The sequence below is a fragment of the Flavobacterium sp. genome (assembly GCF_027533505.1).
Taxonomy (GTDB): Bacteria; Bacteroidota; Bacteroidia; order Flavobacteriales; family Flavobacteriaceae; genus Flavobacterium.
In genome coordinates this window covers 1-16,453 of the sequence record NZ_JAPZUB010000046.1, presented here as the reverse complement: position 1 = coordinate 16,453, position 16,453 = coordinate 1, and the positions used below count along the sequence as shown (strand labels likewise).

The 16,453-nt window shown below is 40.9% G+C and carries 14 protein-coding genes and 1 tRNA gene; 9 read left to right on the top strand and 6 right to left on the bottom strand.

What is annotated here, in order from left to right:
* The first annotated feature begins 56 nt into the window (after nucleotides 1-56).
* The 5 genes from O9316_RS10020 (at nucleotide 57) to O9316_RS10000 (ending at nucleotide 3,453) form a co-directional block, all read left to right on the top strand.
* Nucleotides 57-383: a hypothetical protein gene (locus O9316_RS10020; RefSeq protein ID WP_298205452.1), complete on the top strand. Its 327-nt coding sequence runs from the start codon at nucleotides 57-59 to the stop codon at nucleotides 381-383.
* A 25-nt stretch (nucleotides 384-408) separates the two neighbouring features.
* Nucleotides 409-1,047, top strand: a complete 639-nt coding sequence (locus tag O9316_RS10015; protein ID WP_298205451.1) for a DUF6705 family protein — start codon at nucleotides 409-411, stop codon at nucleotides 1,045-1,047.
* Between the two features lie 163 nt (nucleotides 1,048-1,210).
* Complete coding sequence (locus O9316_RS10010) at nucleotides 1,211-1,648, top strand: hypothetical protein (RefSeq protein WP_298205450.1); 438 nt, start codon at nucleotides 1,211-1,213, stop codon at nucleotides 1,646-1,648.
* Nucleotides 1,649-2,146: 498 nt separating this feature from the next.
* Nucleotides 2,147-2,752, top strand: a complete 606-nt coding sequence (locus O9316_RS10005) for a transcriptional regulator (RefSeq protein ID WP_298205449.1) — start codon at nucleotides 2,147-2,149, stop codon at nucleotides 2,750-2,752.
* On the top strand, nucleotides 2,740-3,453 hold the full coding sequence (locus tag O9316_RS10000; protein WP_298205448.1) for a DUF3307 domain-containing protein: 714 nt from the start codon (nucleotides 2,740-2,742) through the stop codon (nucleotides 3,451-3,453). Before O9316_RS10005 ends, O9316_RS10000 begins: the two co-directional genes overlap by 13 nt.
* Nucleotides 3,454-3,738: 285 nt before the next feature.
* Here the strand turns inward: O9316_RS10000 and O9316_RS09995 are convergent, their stop codons facing one another.
* From O9316_RS09995 to O9316_RS09985, 3 genes are all read right to left on the bottom strand, one after another.
* Nucleotides 3,739-4,305 (bottom strand): hypothetical protein, encoded by a 567-nt coding sequence (locus tag O9316_RS09995; protein ID WP_298205447.1) that lies wholly within the window; start codon nucleotides 4,303-4,305, stop codon nucleotides 3,739-3,741.
* Between the two features lie 1,431 nt (nucleotides 4,306-5,736).
* Nucleotides 5,737-5,819: transfer RNA gene (locus O9316_RS09990), tRNA-Tyr, on the bottom strand.
* Nucleotides 5,820-5,931: 112 nt separating this feature from the next.
* The gene (locus O9316_RS09985; RefSeq protein WP_298205446.1) at nucleotides 5,932-7,074 is read right to left on the bottom strand and encodes a TlpA disulfide reductase family protein; all 1,143 of its coding nucleotides are present in this window, start codon (nucleotides 7,072-7,074) and stop codon (nucleotides 5,932-5,934) included.
* 124 nt (nucleotides 7,075-7,198) lie between these two features.
* Between O9316_RS09985 and O9316_RS09980 the strand changes: the two genes are divergently transcribed.
* The gene (locus tag O9316_RS09980) at nucleotides 7,199-9,169 is read left to right on the top strand and encodes an endonuclease (RefSeq protein WP_298205445.1); all 1,971 of its coding nucleotides are present in this window, start codon (nucleotides 7,199-7,201) and stop codon (nucleotides 9,167-9,169) included.
* Here the strand turns inward: O9316_RS09980 and O9316_RS09975 are convergent.
* Nucleotides 9,166-11,121, bottom strand: coding sequence for an ATP-binding protein (locus O9316_RS09975; RefSeq protein WP_298205444.1), 1,956 nt, complete (start codon nucleotides 11,119-11,121; stop codon nucleotides 9,166-9,168). The two genes, O9316_RS09980 and O9316_RS09975, sit on opposite strands and share 4 nt — an antisense overlap.
* Before the next feature lie 181 nt (nucleotides 11,122-11,302).
* Here O9316_RS09975 and O9316_RS09970 point away from each other — a divergent pair, with 181 nt between their 5' ends.
* Nucleotides 11,303-11,860 carry a DUF6642 family protein gene (locus tag O9316_RS09970; protein WP_298205443.1) on the top strand — a complete coding sequence of 186 codons (558 nt, stop codon included), beginning with the start codon at nucleotides 11,303-11,305 and terminating at the stop codon, nucleotides 11,858-11,860.
* 287 nt (nucleotides 11,861-12,147) lie between these two features.
* Here the strand turns inward: O9316_RS09970 and O9316_RS09965 are convergent, their stop codons facing one another.
* Together O9316_RS09965 and mnmE are read right to left on the bottom strand one after the other, a co-directional pair.
* Complete coding sequence (locus O9316_RS09965; protein WP_298347138.1) at nucleotides 12,148-13,344, bottom strand: Fic family protein; 1,197 nt, start codon at nucleotides 13,342-13,344, stop codon at nucleotides 12,148-12,150.
* A 51-nt stretch (nucleotides 13,345-13,395) separates the two neighbouring features.
* Nucleotides 13,396-14,796, bottom strand: a complete 1,401-nt coding sequence (mnmE, locus tag O9316_RS09960) for a tRNA uridine-5-carboxymethylaminomethyl(34) synthesis GTPase MnmE (protein WP_298205441.1) — start codon at nucleotides 14,794-14,796, stop codon at nucleotides 13,396-13,398.
* Between the two features lie 467 nt (nucleotides 14,797-15,263).
* Here mnmE and kdsB point away from each other — a divergent pair, with 467 nt between their 5' ends.
* The gene (kdsB, locus tag O9316_RS09955; protein WP_298205440.1) at nucleotides 15,264-16,007 is read left to right on the top strand and encodes a 3-deoxy-manno-octulosonate cytidylyltransferase; all 744 of its coding nucleotides are present in this window, start codon (nucleotides 15,264-15,266) and stop codon (nucleotides 16,005-16,007) included.
* 14 nt (nucleotides 16,008-16,021) lie between these two features.
* Nucleotides 16,022-16,357, top strand: coding sequence for a TetR/AcrR family transcriptional regulator (locus tag O9316_RS09950; RefSeq protein ID WP_298205439.1), 336 nt, complete (start codon nucleotides 16,022-16,024; stop codon nucleotides 16,355-16,357).
* Nucleotides 16,358-16,453: the final 96 nt, after the last annotated feature.

Sequence of the window (16,453 nt, the reverse complement as noted above, 5' to 3'; positions counted from 1 at the left end):
GCGCAAAGTCTCCTGACTTTGCGCAATACTAAGCTAATTTCATTAGTAGAATTAAAGTGCTCCGCTGTAATAAAACCTCTGTTGGTTCAGGACATTATGCCTTAAAGTTTAAAAACTTTGATGGTCAATATGATACATTAAATACTAATTTTGAGCAATTTAAAAAAGAACTTGAAAGAGAGTGTAGAGCAATAACATCTATGGCTTCAGCAGAACAGCAACAAAAAACCTTTCTAAAATATTTGAATAAATTCTTTAATGACACTGTTGGGTTATATAAAGCTAACGAAACAACGAATAGTAGCGGAATATCAAACATAACGGGTTGGAAAGAACTAACTTTGAATCAAGCAGGTGTAATCGTTCCAATTGACTGTCTATAATTAATTTACCAAAAAAACTATAAAAATGAAAAAAATAGCAATTTTAATAATCGTACTTACTCTTTCTTGTGTATCATCCTCACAAGTACTTAATTTAGATACTACTCTTCCTTCAGATGTGCCACTAAATTCATACTTAAAAGACATTGAAAATTTTCAAAATCAATTTGAAGGCACATGGATCTATCAAAATGGTCAAGAATATTTAGAAGTCCGTTTCGTAAAAAAGGAAATGATGTTATCTAATCCAGGACCAAATCAATATTATGAAGACATTTTAGTTGGTGAATATAAATATATAGACAGCAACGGCTTCGAAAAAGTAAACAGTTTAAACAGTTTATACCAAAACCATACTAGTGCTTTGGATTACAATTTATATTCAATTACAAAGTTAAGCGTATTAAATGCCCCATTATGTCCTGATTGCCCTATTGGTATAGAACGCATGTATATGTTTTTTAATGAACCAGGTAATGATGACTTTCTTTTAAGTGCAAAATTTGTAATGAGAATTGTTGTTGAAAATGGTATTCAAAAACTAAAAGTTCAATTTATTAATGATAATAATGCATGCGGTCGGAAGAAAGGTGATTTTGCCTCTCCTTCATCTTTTAGAGAATTTAGTTTACCATATGGGGATTATGTTTTAATAAAGCAATAATTGTAGTAAAAAAGTAACTCGCTGCGCATCCCCGCTGCGCATAGTCTCCTGACTTTGCGCAATACTAAACGATTTTCATTAGAAGAATTAAAGAGCTCCGTGGCAATAAACCTACTGATGCTGAACCAACCCAAAAACCGTTAACAACCCTTCACCAATCTGCATGTTAACACAAATTGCACGCTATAGGTTTTTAATCATTTTTCTGATTTTGTTCATCAGCGTGGCGACGATTCCCGCTCCTTTTTCGTATTCGCATTATCACGAACCGCCATACTACCTTTATTTCTTGATTATTTTCACAAATACACTCATTTTTCTAATCACCACAAAAAAATTAATCGTTGCTGAAAAAATCGTATACGCTGCATTAATCTCAATGCTAGCGTTATTTTCAGGACATTTTTTAACACATGAAATACTTGCCTCAATGTATGGCCATGACCCATTTTATGGCGAATTGAACGCGCCAGAGGTACTGGAGCACATTGTATTTTATTGCGCAACTCAATGCATAAGCATTGGACTATTTGTCTTGTGGTTACACTACAAAAAGCCTGTTTACCCTGATCGCGCAGATTTACTTCGTCAGTTCGGCTAAAGCCTCGAGTGTAATCCGTGCGCTATTTCAAAAAAATGTGCATCCCCTACACACGCCCGATCACGCAGACTTTCAATCCGTACTACGACCAATAGGCCTATATCGTTTTCCCAAAATGAAAAAACAACATCGTTTAATGAATTTTTTGCTTTTTAAAGTAGGGGTACGGATTGTAAATTAGCGCGATTGGGGTTTTAGGGAAAATACGTTGAAAACAGGAAAAGTTTGGGGTGGGTGGAGCACTTCCTTTTTTACAACTCCTTTTCAGGATTTTGGGTGTTTAGGAATACGGTTGGTGACCTTTTTGAAGTTGGTCGCTATAAGCCAACATTTGAAAATGGGTCTAAAAAAGCCTATTGTAATTTTTCGGGTAATACCGCATACATTATGTTAGGCATCGTACTAACGAAAAATGAAGTTGGCCGAAAAATAGCAATTTTCAAAAAGTGGCTTTTTTTGACCAATTTAGTGTATATTTGTCTATAAATTATTCTGAAAATGATAGCAGTAATAACAGGTGATGTAATAAATTCAAGAAAAGTAAATGCTGAAATATGGCTTCCTAGACTCAAGGAATACTTTTCAAAAATTACATTGGATACAGATAAATGGGAAATCTACAGAGGGGATAGTTTTCAAATTGAAGTCGAAATCGAAAAAGCTCTAGAAATCGCAATATGCATTAAAGCATTAATAAAATCGAGTAATCAGATCGATGTAAGGATGGCAATTGGTCTCGGTGAGAAAAATTTCAAAGGAAAAAAAATTACGGAATCTAATGGAACTGCTTATATAAATTCAGGAGTTAGTTTCGAGAGGATTAAAAATAATACATTAATCTTAAGAAGTCCGTCCAATGATTTTGATGCGTATTTTAACCCCATATTGAAATTACTTAGCTTTGTAAGTGACAATTGGAAACCGGTTACTTCTGAAACTATATTTTACATGCTGACGCACAGAGAACTTTTACAAAAAGAAATTGCCGAACAGTTATCAAAAGACAAAACTACTGTGAACAAAGCGCTGAAACGAGGAGGTTACGATGAAATAGTTGAGATAATCGATTTATACGCTAAAAAAACACAACAATGGTGGAGTTAATACTAAAAATTACGTTAGCCCATTTAATTGGGGATTTTGTTTTTCAAACAAGTAAAATGGTAGATGATATTGAAACGAATCGATTTACCTCAAAATATTTGTATGTTCATATTTTTATCCATTTTCTTTTAGTAGTACTAATTACAGCATTTGAACAGAAGTATCTATTGCCAGCAGGATTACTAGCAATTTCACATTTTTTTATTGATATACTCACTAAAATAGTAATTAAAAACAGCATCAGTAAACTAATGAATCTACTACTAGATCAAACGTTTCATTTGATTGCAATTGCATTATTTATCAATTATTTTCATAATTATACGATAGATTTTAAACAAATTTTCAATGCTAAAAACTACTTATTAGTAACCGCTTTGGTAAGTATTACATTTGTATCGGCTATTCTTATGAAACGAATAATGGAAATCTTCAATTATTCTTTACCCGATAATGGTATTAAAGATGCTGGAAAATATATAGGGATATTAGAACGCCTATTCATTTTTACCTTTGTGGTAACTTCTTTTTGGGAAGGTGTTGGATTCTTATTAGCTGCCAAATCAATTTTCAGGTTTGGCGACTTAAAAGAAAATAAAGAAATCAAGTTAACCGAGTATATTTTAATCGGTACACTAATAAGTTTTGGTATTGCCGTAGTTATTGCAAAAATATATTTGAAACTAGTAAGCGTCATATAACTTCTGGTTCCCGCGTTCCTGAAACTTAGGGACTTTCGTATGGTATATATACCCCGCTCGCGCAGATTTGTAATCCGTGCGCTATTTCAAAAAAAATGTGCATCCCCTACACACGCCCGCTCGCGCAGATGTACTATCCGTCCTACTACCAACAGGCCTATATCGTTTTCCCCAAAATGAATAAACGACATCGTTTGATGCAGTTTTTGCTTTTTAAAGTAAGGGCATGGATTGTAAATCCGCACCATTGGGTATTATTTTTACGTGCTTTTTTACCTGAAATTTTTAATTTAAACCTTTTAAATCAATTTTATCGAATAGTCGTCCTTTGTTTGGAAGGAAATAAAAACCATTTATTTTTTTCTCTTTGAATTTATCTTCAGATTGTTCGTTAGAAATCATCTTTAGATATCCATTTTTTAAAAGATAAATCCCTTCTTTAGTTGGCAATTTTCCATTCCAGTTTCTAGGAATTGAATCGGGACTAAATCGAATACAATTTGCATGAAAAGGGAAATTCCCTTCGGTATAAAATTCGCAATACACCCATATTCCGTTTTTTCGAAATTCGCCTTCAGAATCAATAATAAACGCCGGGGAATATGATAGAATTGTTGAATCATTTTTAACTTCGCAATTAGCGTTGAAAAGATAATAGTTCTCAGATTTCACAAGGATCCTCGAGTATTCGTCAGCTAAAGAATCGCCAACTTTTAGGATTATCATGTTTTGATTTTTGCTTATCGTGTCTTGAACTGTTAACGAACGGAATTCCTCTTCGCTAATCTGTTCATAATCTTTTTCACACGAACAAAGGAACAGAAAGGTTATTAAAATGATTGTTGTTTTCATTTTTTAATTTACCTGATCGCGCAGCTGTACAAGCCGTGCTGCTATCAATAGGCCTATATCGTTTCCCAAAAATACGAAAACTACATCAAATAGATCCTAACTTTCTGAGCCATGTTCAGTTTTGATGCAGTTTTTGCTTTTTAAAGTATGGGCATGGAAGGCACTCGAGGCTTTAGCCGAACTGACGAAGTAAATCGAAGCGATTGAGAGCGGGGGAGTGGGGGCAACCCAATTCCCATGTATACCAAATCCTAAATAAATAAGGCAAAAAACTAAAAAAAACAGTTCTCCCTACGACCCTCCATAAATGCTCCATAGATACGCCATAGATAGTCCATGAGGAGTCCATGAAAAAAAGAACTAAAACCTTCAGTCGAAATCTATAAAAAATAGACGAAAACCAACGAATATGAATCCTGTGCACCGAGACCTAAAACCCATTACGCACAACTATACCAAAATTGCAGTGTTGTGAGCGGAAAAAAAACAGTGCGAACTTTGTGCCTTTGCGGTTTAAAAAAAGGTCAAAGGCCGCATACTTTGTGCCCTTAAACCTTAGCGTCTTCGGGACTTCATGGCAAAAAAAGAAGCAAGAAGAAAGAAAAAAGAAGAAAGACTAGTTCTGTGAAGTGAGAAAGCTAATTGCTGACCGCTGACCGTTTATCACTGAACACTGTACACTGATCACTGATCACTGAACACTGATCACTGTACACTGATCACTGTACACTGATGACTGAATCCCCCGAATAAAGGATTGCCTAGCGCCCATCCTGCGCGCTGCGCGCTGAAAATAAAACCTCCAATGAGAAGCAAGAAGAAAGAAAAAAGAAGAAAGACTAATTCTGTGAAGTGAGAAAGCTAATTGCTGACCGCTGACCGCTTATCACAGAACACTGTACACTGATCACTGAACACTGATGACTGCACACTGATCACTGTACACTGATCACTGAACACTGATGACTGAATCCCCCGAATACAGGATTGGCTAGCGCCCATCCTGTGCGCTACGCGCTGAAAATAAAACCTCCGATAAGAAGCAAGAAGAAAGAAGCAAGAAGAAAGACTAGTTCTGTGAAGTGAGAAAGCTAATTGCTGACCGCTGACCGCTTATCACTGAACACTGTACACTGATCACTGAACACTGATGACTGCACACTGATCACTGTACACTGATCACTGAACACTGATGACTGAATCCCCCGAATACAGGATTGGCTAGCGCCCATCCTGCGCGCTACGCGCTGAAAATAAATTATCCCAAAAAAAAATCGCTCAAGTAAACTTGGCGCAGTAGGGTAGAGAATTAGCACGAATACAGGATTGCCTAACGGCCATCCTGCGCGCTACGCGCTGAAAATAAATTATCCCAAAAAAAAATCGCTCAAGTAAACTTGGCGATTTTTTTAGGGATAATTTATTTATTCGTGGGGAGAGCAGGATTCGAACCTGCGAAGGTGAAAACCAGCAGATTTACAGTCTGCCCTCGTTGGCCGCTTGAGTATCTCCCCTCCTTAGCGGTTGCAAATATAGCAACTGTTTGAACCTATCCAAACGTTTTTATACTTTTTATTTAAGCTTAAGTTTTAGGTTTTTGATTTCTAACGTGTTCCCTAAAATAGTTTATCTTAAAAGGGATTCAATTTTGGAGCGAAGGGCTTCCCCGGTTAATCCCCGGGCGACAATGGTCCCTTGGGCATCCAATACTAGGGTAGTGGGGATTTCCTCTACTTTATACTGTACGGCAATCGGGTCTTTCCATCCTTTTAAATTCGAAACTTGCGTCCATGTCAACCCATCTTGCGCAATAGCCTTTTTCCAAGCCTCGGCCGAAGTGTCTAGCGAAACGCCAAGAATCGCCAGTCCTTTGGGTTGTAACGCTTCATACATTTTCACCACATTCGGATTCTCCTTACGGCAGGGAGGACACCACGAAGCCCAAAAATCGATAAGGGTCACTTTACCCATGCTCTGTTTTAATGAAATTGTTTTACCTTCTGGATTTTTTGCTGAAAAGTCTTGTGCTTTAACGGCTGGGGTTGTCGTCTCCTTTTGTTTGTTAAGACGTGTATTTTCAATAGCTTTCAATCGTTCTTCCACTTGCTTTCCAATGCGTGTTTCTTTTAGTTTCGGGTCAAGTTTTTTATACGCATCTCGTAAGGCGATGAAAGCTGTATCGCCCGAAAACAAGCGTTGTTGGATTAAAATGACTGACATGAAATGAGAAGAATTCTTTGTTGGATATTCCTTAAAATAATCAAACTTTTTCGTATTGATGGCAGTGACATCTGCATACAATTTTTTGATTGTTACCGAATCGTTTTCCTTTTGTGCCTTTCTAAATTTATCAAAGTTCTTCTTCTGATAGTTGTAAATGTCCTCATCAAACTGCATATACTTTTCGTTAAAGGCTTGCAATTGATCGTTATAGGGGGTACCTCCAATTTGAGGTTTATCCCCAGGCTTTTTAGCAAAGGTTATCGAAATCGTACCCGGCTCCAAAATGATGTTCATTGCCATATTTAAATCATCCGCCGAAACCGTGAAAATATCCAAATACGTTGCTTTTCCTACAAACTCAAATTTACCATCTTTCACTTCACAGGAATCCACATCTTTTAAAACGCCTAGCTGATTTTCAAATCGCAAATACACTTTTTTACCGTCATTTTCTTTACCTAAATCGCCTTCAATCGTGTATTTGTCAGTCGATTGACAACCTAAAAAGAGGCTAGAAACAAGCATGACAAAATAAAATCTCTTCATTATTGTAATTTTAAAAATTGAATACAAAAATACATTTATTAATTGGTATTCATCGGATTTAAGAATGAATTAAGCCCGTATTCTAAAAAATCAAAGTACCTTTGTGTGACAGAATTAGACGAATATGACATACCGTTTTTGGATGGGGCTGCTGTTTTTCAGTAGCTTAACCGCTATGCACGGCCAAATCGTAATTAACGAATTGGATGCCGATACGCCCGGGACAGACACCCGTGAGTTTATTGAATTGAAAACCGCTACCCCCAACATGTCTTTGGATGGGTATTGTTTGGTGTTTTTCAATGGGGGTTCAGGCGCTCAAAATGCCAGTTATTATGCCATTGATCTCGATGGATTGACCAGTGATGTCAACGGGTTAGTACTGCTGGGGAATTCCCAAGTAACACCCGCTCCCGCCTTTATTATCCCTAATGCAACGATTCAAAACGGACCCGATGTTGTGGCAGTCTATCAAGCCAACGCAACTGATTTCCCGCTGAATTCATTAGCAACCACTTCAGGATTAATCGATGCTTTTGCCTATTCAAATGCCGCGACCACACAGCCCACCGCCCTGATGACAGCGCTTGGATTGACGGTTTGTGTCAATGAAAATCAAACGCAAAACGCGGCCAATCAGTCGATGCAGCGCAATACCAATGGTACTTTTGCAGTGACAACGCCCACACCCGGGGTCAACAACGACGGCAGTGGGGTCATCCTCAACGGCATCACCATCACCGCAACCCCTTCGCCCATTACCGAAGGACAAACAATGCAGGTCACTTTTACGACCAATACGGCAGTGACCGGATCCAATCTCATTATCAATTTTGTACTGGTTAATGGGAATTTTACCCTCCTCGATTACAGCGGCAACCAAACGGTGTCTATTCCCGTAGGAAGTACTTCGGCTTCTACCGCGATTCTAATTGTTGAGGATACGGCCAATGAAGGGGATGAGGAATTGTTGATTAAAGTCAACAATGTGCCCAACGGCTATGTACTCAACAATAACTCGATTATTGTTCGGGTCAATGACAATGATTTTATTGTTTCCCCTTGGGGAACGCCTGTGAATCCTACGTATGGCCTGGTGCCCCCCACCATTCCCAACGGCTATTACGATAGTTTAGAGGGCTTATCAGGCAATGCGTTACGCCAAGCGTTGCAAGACATTATTGCCAATCCGGCTGTGGTGCGTGCGCATTCCTATGGCGATGTGACCGATATGCTGCTCGAAGCCGATCGCAATCCTCAAAACAGCAGTCAGGTGTGGATGATGTATGTCGAAAGTCCCCGTTCTAAAATTGATTACCAACTCGGCAGTAGCAATATTGGGGTTTGGAATCGCGAACACATTTGGCCCCAATCCCGTGGAGGCTTTGCAGATGGCACTTCTTCGTTCTCGGATGGCATCGATATATGGTTGCCCACAGGACCCGATGATATTTTGGCAGGTCATGCCGATGCCCATCACATTCGGGCCGAGGATGGCGCCGAAAACTCATCGCGCAGCAATCGCGATTACGGTTCCGATTACAATGGTCCCACAGGCAATCAAGGGAGTTGGCGTGGCGATGTGGCACGTGCTTTATTTTATATGGCGGTGCGGTACAACGGATTGAGTTTGGTCAATGGCAATCCGGTCGACAGTACCGTAGGGCAAATGGGCGATTTAGCTTCGCTATTGGCCTGGAATCAAGCCGATCCTGCCGATGACTTCGAAATGCACCGCAACAATTATATCGCCACATGGCAGCAAAATCGCAATCCGTTTATTGATTATCCCTTGTTGGCCAATTATATTTTTGGACCCAATTTTGGGCAGCCGTGGTCGTTTGCTTTGCAAAATCCAGAACTAGAAACTGCAGCACTTTGGGTTTACCCCAATCCAGCCCAAGGGCAAGTTCAGGTGCAAAATATAACCGAACCTACGCAGTGTCTCCTTTGGGATATGACCGGCAAGAAAATTTCGCAGTTTACGCTGGTCACCTCAGGCAACGTATCCTTAGAAGGTGTTGCGCCAGGTTTGTATTTGTTGCAACTCCAATCGGAAACCCAACAAAAAACAATCAAATTACAAGTCAATTAATTTGTGGCAAACTGAATGGTAAACGTGGTGCCCACATTGGGTTCGCTCTCCACTTGGATTTTTCCTCCCATGGCCTCGATTTGATTTTTGGTAATAAAAAGACCTAATCCCTTCGCATCGGGATTGTTATGGAAGGTTTTATACATGCCAAAGAGGTTTTCGCCGTGCTTTTTTAAGTCGATACCAATGCCGTTATCGCTAAGGGTGAGTGTGTTTTTCGTGCAATCGTATTTGATTTTGATGAGCGGATTTCGATCGTGAGCGGCATATTTCACCGCATTTGAAATAAGATTTAGTAATATACTTTCCAAATAGGCCGCATTATGGACAACAGTGGCTTCATCATCTACTTCAACCAAAACGGTAACTTGCTTGCGATGGATTTGCTCGCTCAAAGCATTGAGTGTATTGTCGACATAATGTTTCAATGGTAACGATTCTCTATGAAGTCCTAAGTTGGATTGTATATTGATCACCTCATTCAAATTGTTCATCGTTTCTTGTAAGGAAAGCGAAACTTTTTTGAGCATGTCCATTAATTCTTGTTGTTCCTCGGGCGTATCGGCTTCCTCCATAAGGGTCGAAATCGATTTGATGTTGCTGGAATGGGAACGTAAGTTGTGTGAAACGATATAGGAAAAATTGAGTAAACGCTTGTTTTGTTCGTTCACCAAATCAAACGATTTATGCAATTCCTCTTCCGTATTTTTTTTGAGATCAATGTCTTCTAGAATGATAATGCATTGGTCTTGGGCACTTTCAATTTGCCCCAAGGGCGTAACAACCAAGTTCACCCATCTTTTTCGCCCGCTTTTGGTTATAATTTGCGTTTCCATCGTAAAATCCTCCCCCGGTTGTTGATGGACTTCGTCGATTCTACTTTGAAAAAATACCAAATCCGCTTTGGGTAAGAGTTCGGGCAAGGCTATTGTTTTTAACTCCTCTTCGGTATACAGGGTGATTTTACTCATTTGCGTATTGCTTTCCAAAAACAATCCAGTACCCAAAGCCACTTTGGCGATGCCTACGGGCGCTTGCTCAAAAAGCGTTTTAAATTTCACCTCATTTTCCACCAGTATTTTGGCTTGTTCCAAAATCAGTGCAGATTGTTCTGCGGGTTTTTTCATGATGGAATACACCCAAAGTCCAAAAATGAGACAGAGTAAAAACCCTAAAATAAGGGAAGTATATACTTGATACAACACATTATCCCCTTGTCGGGAGACTAAGTATATATTCCAATTGCCTTCGGGGACGGTTTCTTTGATAAAAAACTTGCCTTTGGTTTTTTCTTTCGGGTTGAAATAGATAACTTCTTTTCCTGTTTTGGGGTCGGTTTTTGAGAACTGGAAGAAATACTTGGAATCATCAATATCGGCAATCCCCGATTCGCGAATCAAGGTTTCCATGCGAATGACTACGGCAGAAAATCCCCAAAAGACATTTTTTTTGTAGACGGGCAAACGACCCACGATTCCGATGCCCCCTTGTTTGAGTGGCAGTGGCCCTGCAAAATAAAAGGTGCGGTTTTTCATGGAGAGCAAGGCCTCTTGCCGAACATCGGACGAATGAAGGATATCAAAGTTCAAGGCCGGTTCGTTGCCTTTCATGGGGTAAATGTAGCGAATGACTCCGCCCGGAACGAGTTGCACTGCATCGACGGCGGGATTGGACTCGATAAGCTGTTTTCCCACTTTTTCAAAGTCCTCGGGTTTGCCTTGGTCGTTGATGGTAAAGGCTAAGGTAAGCGTGGTGGTGTAGCTGTTTTTATACATCTGGGCGATGTTGCGCTGCACCACATTGACAATATTGGACATTTCCCGCTGTTCGTTTTCGCGAATAATTTTATAGCGAAGGGAAATGGCAAAATAAACGAAAGGCACTAAAAAAAAGAATGCCATAATCCCTGCCAAACGGGGTTTCTGTCCCAACCATACTGCTATTTTTTTCAATTCTTCGGGCTGTTTTTTGGGGTTATTGATTCGGTTTATTATGGATAAATGTACGAAAAATAGGGCTGAATGGTCGGTATTTTTTTAGTCAACATTAAAAATAAGTTGTTTGTCGATGCTTCATGTACGTACAATTACCTGTTTTTTTTAGCGTATTTTCGTAGCCAATACAACGATGCTTATGGACGATTGGACGCAAGAGATGCGTATTTACTGTTTGGAAGGGATGGGCGCTTTGCCTGGGATTTCGGTAGAAACGATTTTGGCGCAATGGGCCATGAGCTATCGGTTGACTAGCATTCATGGGCCTTGTGAGAGTATGGAAATGATGGAATCGTATTGGCACCATTGGGTGCGCGAAGATCGGCAAACGGGTCGGTACCCTGCGTTGTATTTTGTGGTAGGGGGACAGGGCTCGATGCTGGAAGTCGACGGTTATCAGTACGATTTGTATGAATTGGCCGACGCGTTTGAAGGGAAGTTAACGGGCAAGCGCTTGCATTTTGCCAACACGAAGCAGTTGGTGTTGGACGAAGCAACGGCGCAGTATGTTCTCGATGTGACAGGTGCCCAATCGATTTCGGGCTATGCCCACCGTGTACCCTTGTGGAGTTTTGACATAGACGGCCTGTTTTTTGCCTTATCCCAGCAGTATGCGTCGGTGGTTGAACTGACCGAAGTCCTGCATGAAAAGCAGTATGCGGCTTGTAAAACCTTGGGGTTTACGTTGTATTATTAAATCGATTCAAGCGATAAATCCTTTTCGCGCATTACTTTTTTCTTCAATTTTGGTTTAAAAAAAGGGGTTCTAGCGACCGCCCACCGGCCCGGGTGGAAGCGGCATCCCCCGATTCCTATCGGGGACCTGCCTTTGCCGGCAGGCAGGTACAGCGGACGACCGGAAGTTGCCGGCCAAAGCCTTTTTCTCGTATCCGAAAATGAGTAGGAATTTTATTATTGCCTTGTTTGAGGGGTAAAGGAGGAGGGAAGTAAGGGGATGTATAAGGCACGATGGATTAAGCCCTTTTAGGGGTTGGTATTTAATGCATAATGCGTACTTCTTCCGCCCGAGTCTGCTTTAATCAAAATTCCTTTGGCTACTAAATCGGCTATATCTCTCAAAGCAGTGTCTTGCGATGTTTTGGTTATTTTGGCCCATTTGGAAGAGGTTAAATTACCTTGAAAGTTATCTAACAATTTATTCAATATAATCCTTTGTCTTTCGTTGATGGATGTGTTTTCGAGTGTATTCCAGAATTCATTTTTAGAACGAATTTTTTGAAAAACAGTTTCGGTTTCTACTAAAGCATTTTTCAAACAACTTAGAAACCATACCAACCATTCAGTGATATCGCCTGAACTATGTTGTACTCTTTGCAACACGGCGTAGTACTGTTTTCGCTCAACCAAAATTTGGTTGGACATACTGTAAAAACGATCTGAACTTTTGTCGGAACGCGCTAACATTAAATCGGTTATAGCTCTAGCAATACGTCCGTTTCCGTCATCAAAGGGATGGATGATGATAAACCAAAAATGGGCAATCGCTGCTTTTAACACGGGATCAAGATCATTTTCCTCATTGAACCACTTAAGAAATTTAAACATTTCTGTATCGATCAAATGGGGTGCAGGTGCTTCATAATGAATCTTTTCTTTCCCCATTGCACCTGAAACAACTACCATTTCACCTGTTCTGTAGGTTCCAACTTCTATTTTGTACATTCCGCTTCTCCCAGATGGAAATAACGCTGAGTGCCAACCAAAAAGGCGGTCATCTGTTAGGGGTTGTGTATAATTTTGAGTGGCATCTAACATCATTTCTACAACACCTTCAATAGCTCTACTACTTGAAACCAAACCTGCGACATCCAATCCTAAGCGCCTTGCGATGGAAGAACGTACTTGGTCATAATTGAGTTGTTCTCCCTCTATTTCGGAAGATTTTATCACATCAAGCGTTAAGGTAGAAAGATTGGTCTCTTCTTTTATGGAAAAACCTAAGGAATTCATTTGACCAAAAATTCTTCCTTGCAGATTTCGGACTTCCCCAAATAGGCTATTTATGACATTGTCTTGCCAAATGAAATTTGTCCAATCTTTATTTTGATAGATATATTTTGCCACGATTTTTAATTTGCGGTGAATATACAAAATATTCTCCGCATAATTTGCGGTGATTAAGGTCTTTTTTCTCCGCAAGGCTTCCGTGGTGCGCTCCAAGAATCGTGTTTGAGGGGTACGATATTTCGGGATTGGAACGGGTTACAGCACTTACTTCCCGATACAGAAATTCGCAAAAATATTCCCCAACAATTCATCATTGGTGACTTCGCCGGTGATTTCACCCAAGTAGTACAAGGCTTCCCGGATGTCAATGGCGACCAAATCAGAGGGCACTCCCGTATCCATACTCCCTTGCACTTTTTGTAAAGCTTCTAAGGCTTTTAAGAGAGCGTCATAGTGCCGGGTATTGGTTACGATGGTCTCGTTGTTGCGTAAAGCGCCCGTGTGGACCAGTGAAAATAAAATGTGTTTCAACTGCGCCACGCCCTCTTGTTGCTTCGCCGAGAGTCCGATTACCGTTACCCCCAGCGATTCGAGTTCCCGCAACAACGCCGCTGTAGTTTCGGGCGTGAGCAGATCGATTTTATTGAATACCACCACCAATTGCTTTTGGGGGTATTGATTTTTAATTTTTTCCAAGGCTTGGCGGTAGCTTGTGGGTTCCTGTTGAAACGCAACGCTATCGAGTAGGTACAAAACGACTTGGGCTTGGGTTATTTTTTCAAACGTTTTTTGGATGCCCATTTGCTCTACCTGATCGTGGGTTTGTCGAATGCCTGCGGTATCAATAAAACGGAAGCCAACCCCGTCAATAACGAGTTCGTCCTCAATCGTATCTCGGGTTGTTCCGGCGATATCCGAGACGATGGCGCGCTCTTCATTAAGAAGGGCATTGAGTAGTGTCGATTTCCCCACATTGGGTTCGCCCACAATCGCCACGGGAATGCCGTTCTTGAGCACATTACCCACCGCAAACGAGTCGATTAATCGTTTTAGGACCAGAATTATCCGACTTACGAGTTGGTTGAATTGCGTTCGGTCGGCAAACTCCACATCTTCTTCGGCAAAGTCCAATTCCAATTCAATCAACGACGCAAAATTGAGCAACTCTTGCCGTAGTTGTTGAATTTCACTACTAAAGCCGCCGCGCATTTGTTGCATGGCGATTTGATGGGCCGCCTCATTGTCGGAGGCAATCAGGTCGGCTACAGCCTCGGCTTGGGATAGGTCGATTTTGCCGTGTAAAAAGGCACGCAAGGTAAACTCACCGGGTTGTGCCATGCGGCATCCGTTGCGCAAAAAGAGTTGGATGATTTGTTGTTGAATAAAGGTCGAACCGTGGCAGTTGATTTCTACCACATCTTCGCCGGTATAGGAGTGCGGGTTGCGGAAAAGGGCAACCAAGACTTGATCGATAACTTTGCCGTGGTCGAGCAGGGTGCCAAGGTGAAGGGTGTGCGACTTTTGAGTGCTTAGTTTTTTGCCTTTGATCGAAACAAAGACAGCTTCGGCTTGAGCGATTGCCTCGGGACCCGACAAACGAATAATGGCAACAGCACCGGCTCCTGAAGGGGTAGCTAACGCCACAATAGTATCAACAACTTGCATGGGGTTTGTTTTTGCTGCAAAGATACCAAATTCTGTCGCGCCAAAGGGCGGTTAGGAGGGGTTGGAATCCGCTGAGTGAAATCGGTACAAAAAGTGGGGTGTTTTGCTTGTGTTCTTCGGGACTTGTTCGGGACTTGTTCGGTACACCTTCGGGAAAAGGGGTACTTTGCCGAACAAGTCCCGAACAAGTCCCGAACAAACCTCCTTTTTTTAGGCCAAGTTAGCCACTTTGTATGCGCCCGTGGAGCGCCCCTGACAAAAGCGGACAATAACGGACAATAACGGACATGGGCAGACAGGGAGGTGTTTTGTTACGTTTTTTTTTGTAGTAGTCTACCGGTTCAATGCAAAAGAAGGGGTTGCTGTTTAAATGGGTGACATTTTTTAGCAAAAAAAGGGCAACAGAAAATAGGGTAGCGCGTAAGGTGTTCCCGGTGGAATTTGTATTTTTACCCGAAATAGCGTGTATGAAAGTAATTGCTGTTATTCCGGCGCGGTATGCTTCGACCCGATTTCCTGCCAAATTGGTTCAGGATTTATGGGGCAAGCCGGTCATTGTACGCACCTATGAAGCGGCGGTACAAACCCAACTTTTTGAAGATGTTTTTGTGGTGACCGATGCCGATGAAATTGAGGCCGCGGTTCAAGCACACGGCGGTAAAGTCATTCGAAGTCGGCGTACTCATGAAAGCGGGAGCGATCGCATTGCTGAGGCGGTGGCCGATTTGGAGGCCGATATTGTGGTGAATGTGCAAGGCGACGAACCTTTTATTGCGCGGGAGCCTTTGGAAGCCTTGTTGCAAGCGTTTCGGGACGATGTAGACCAACGTATTGACTTGGGGTCGTTGCGGGTAGCCCTTTCCGACGAAGCCGATATACAGAATCCGAATGTAGTTAAAGTGGTAACCGACCGTATGGGATTTGCGTTGTATTTTTCCCGTTCGGTTATTCCGTACCCCCGAGAGCGCGTCGATGGGTTGCAGTATTGGCGTCACATAGGCGTTTATGCCTTTCGCAAACAAGCCTTGTTGGACTTTGCGCAATGGCCGATGCAACCGTTGGAAGCTACCGAAAAATTGGAGCAGTTACGGTATTTAGAATTTGGCAAGCGCATCAAAATGGTCGAAACCACCCATGTAGGGATTGGCATCGATACCCCTGAGGATTTAGAAAAGGCGCGGGCGTTGTTCGCGCGAATCAATAAAATTTAAACCATAACGTTTTAATGAAACAAGATTGGATTATTTCGGGTTATGAGATGGTCGCTAAAAGTGGTTTCAGTGGACTAAAAATTGAACCATTAGCAAGAACCATGAATAAAAACAAATCTTCTTTTTATTTTCATTTCATTGATTTAGATTTATTTACATATGATTTATTAAATTATCACGTTGAGTCTTTAAAACTTCTAGCATTTAAGGAAAGTAAAGCAAAAAGAGTTAACCCTGATTTAATTGAAATTTTACTAGATCACAAGATTGATATATTATTTAATCAGCAACTTCGTTTTAATAATTCAAAGCTGTGTTCAACTCATAAGTGCAACAAACTTATTATTTAGAGTTTCAATAGGGCTAAGGTAATTGAATTTTCTAATAGGTCTGTTATTTATTGATAATTCTACTTGTTTAATTCTTTCATTAGTTACATTTCTTAA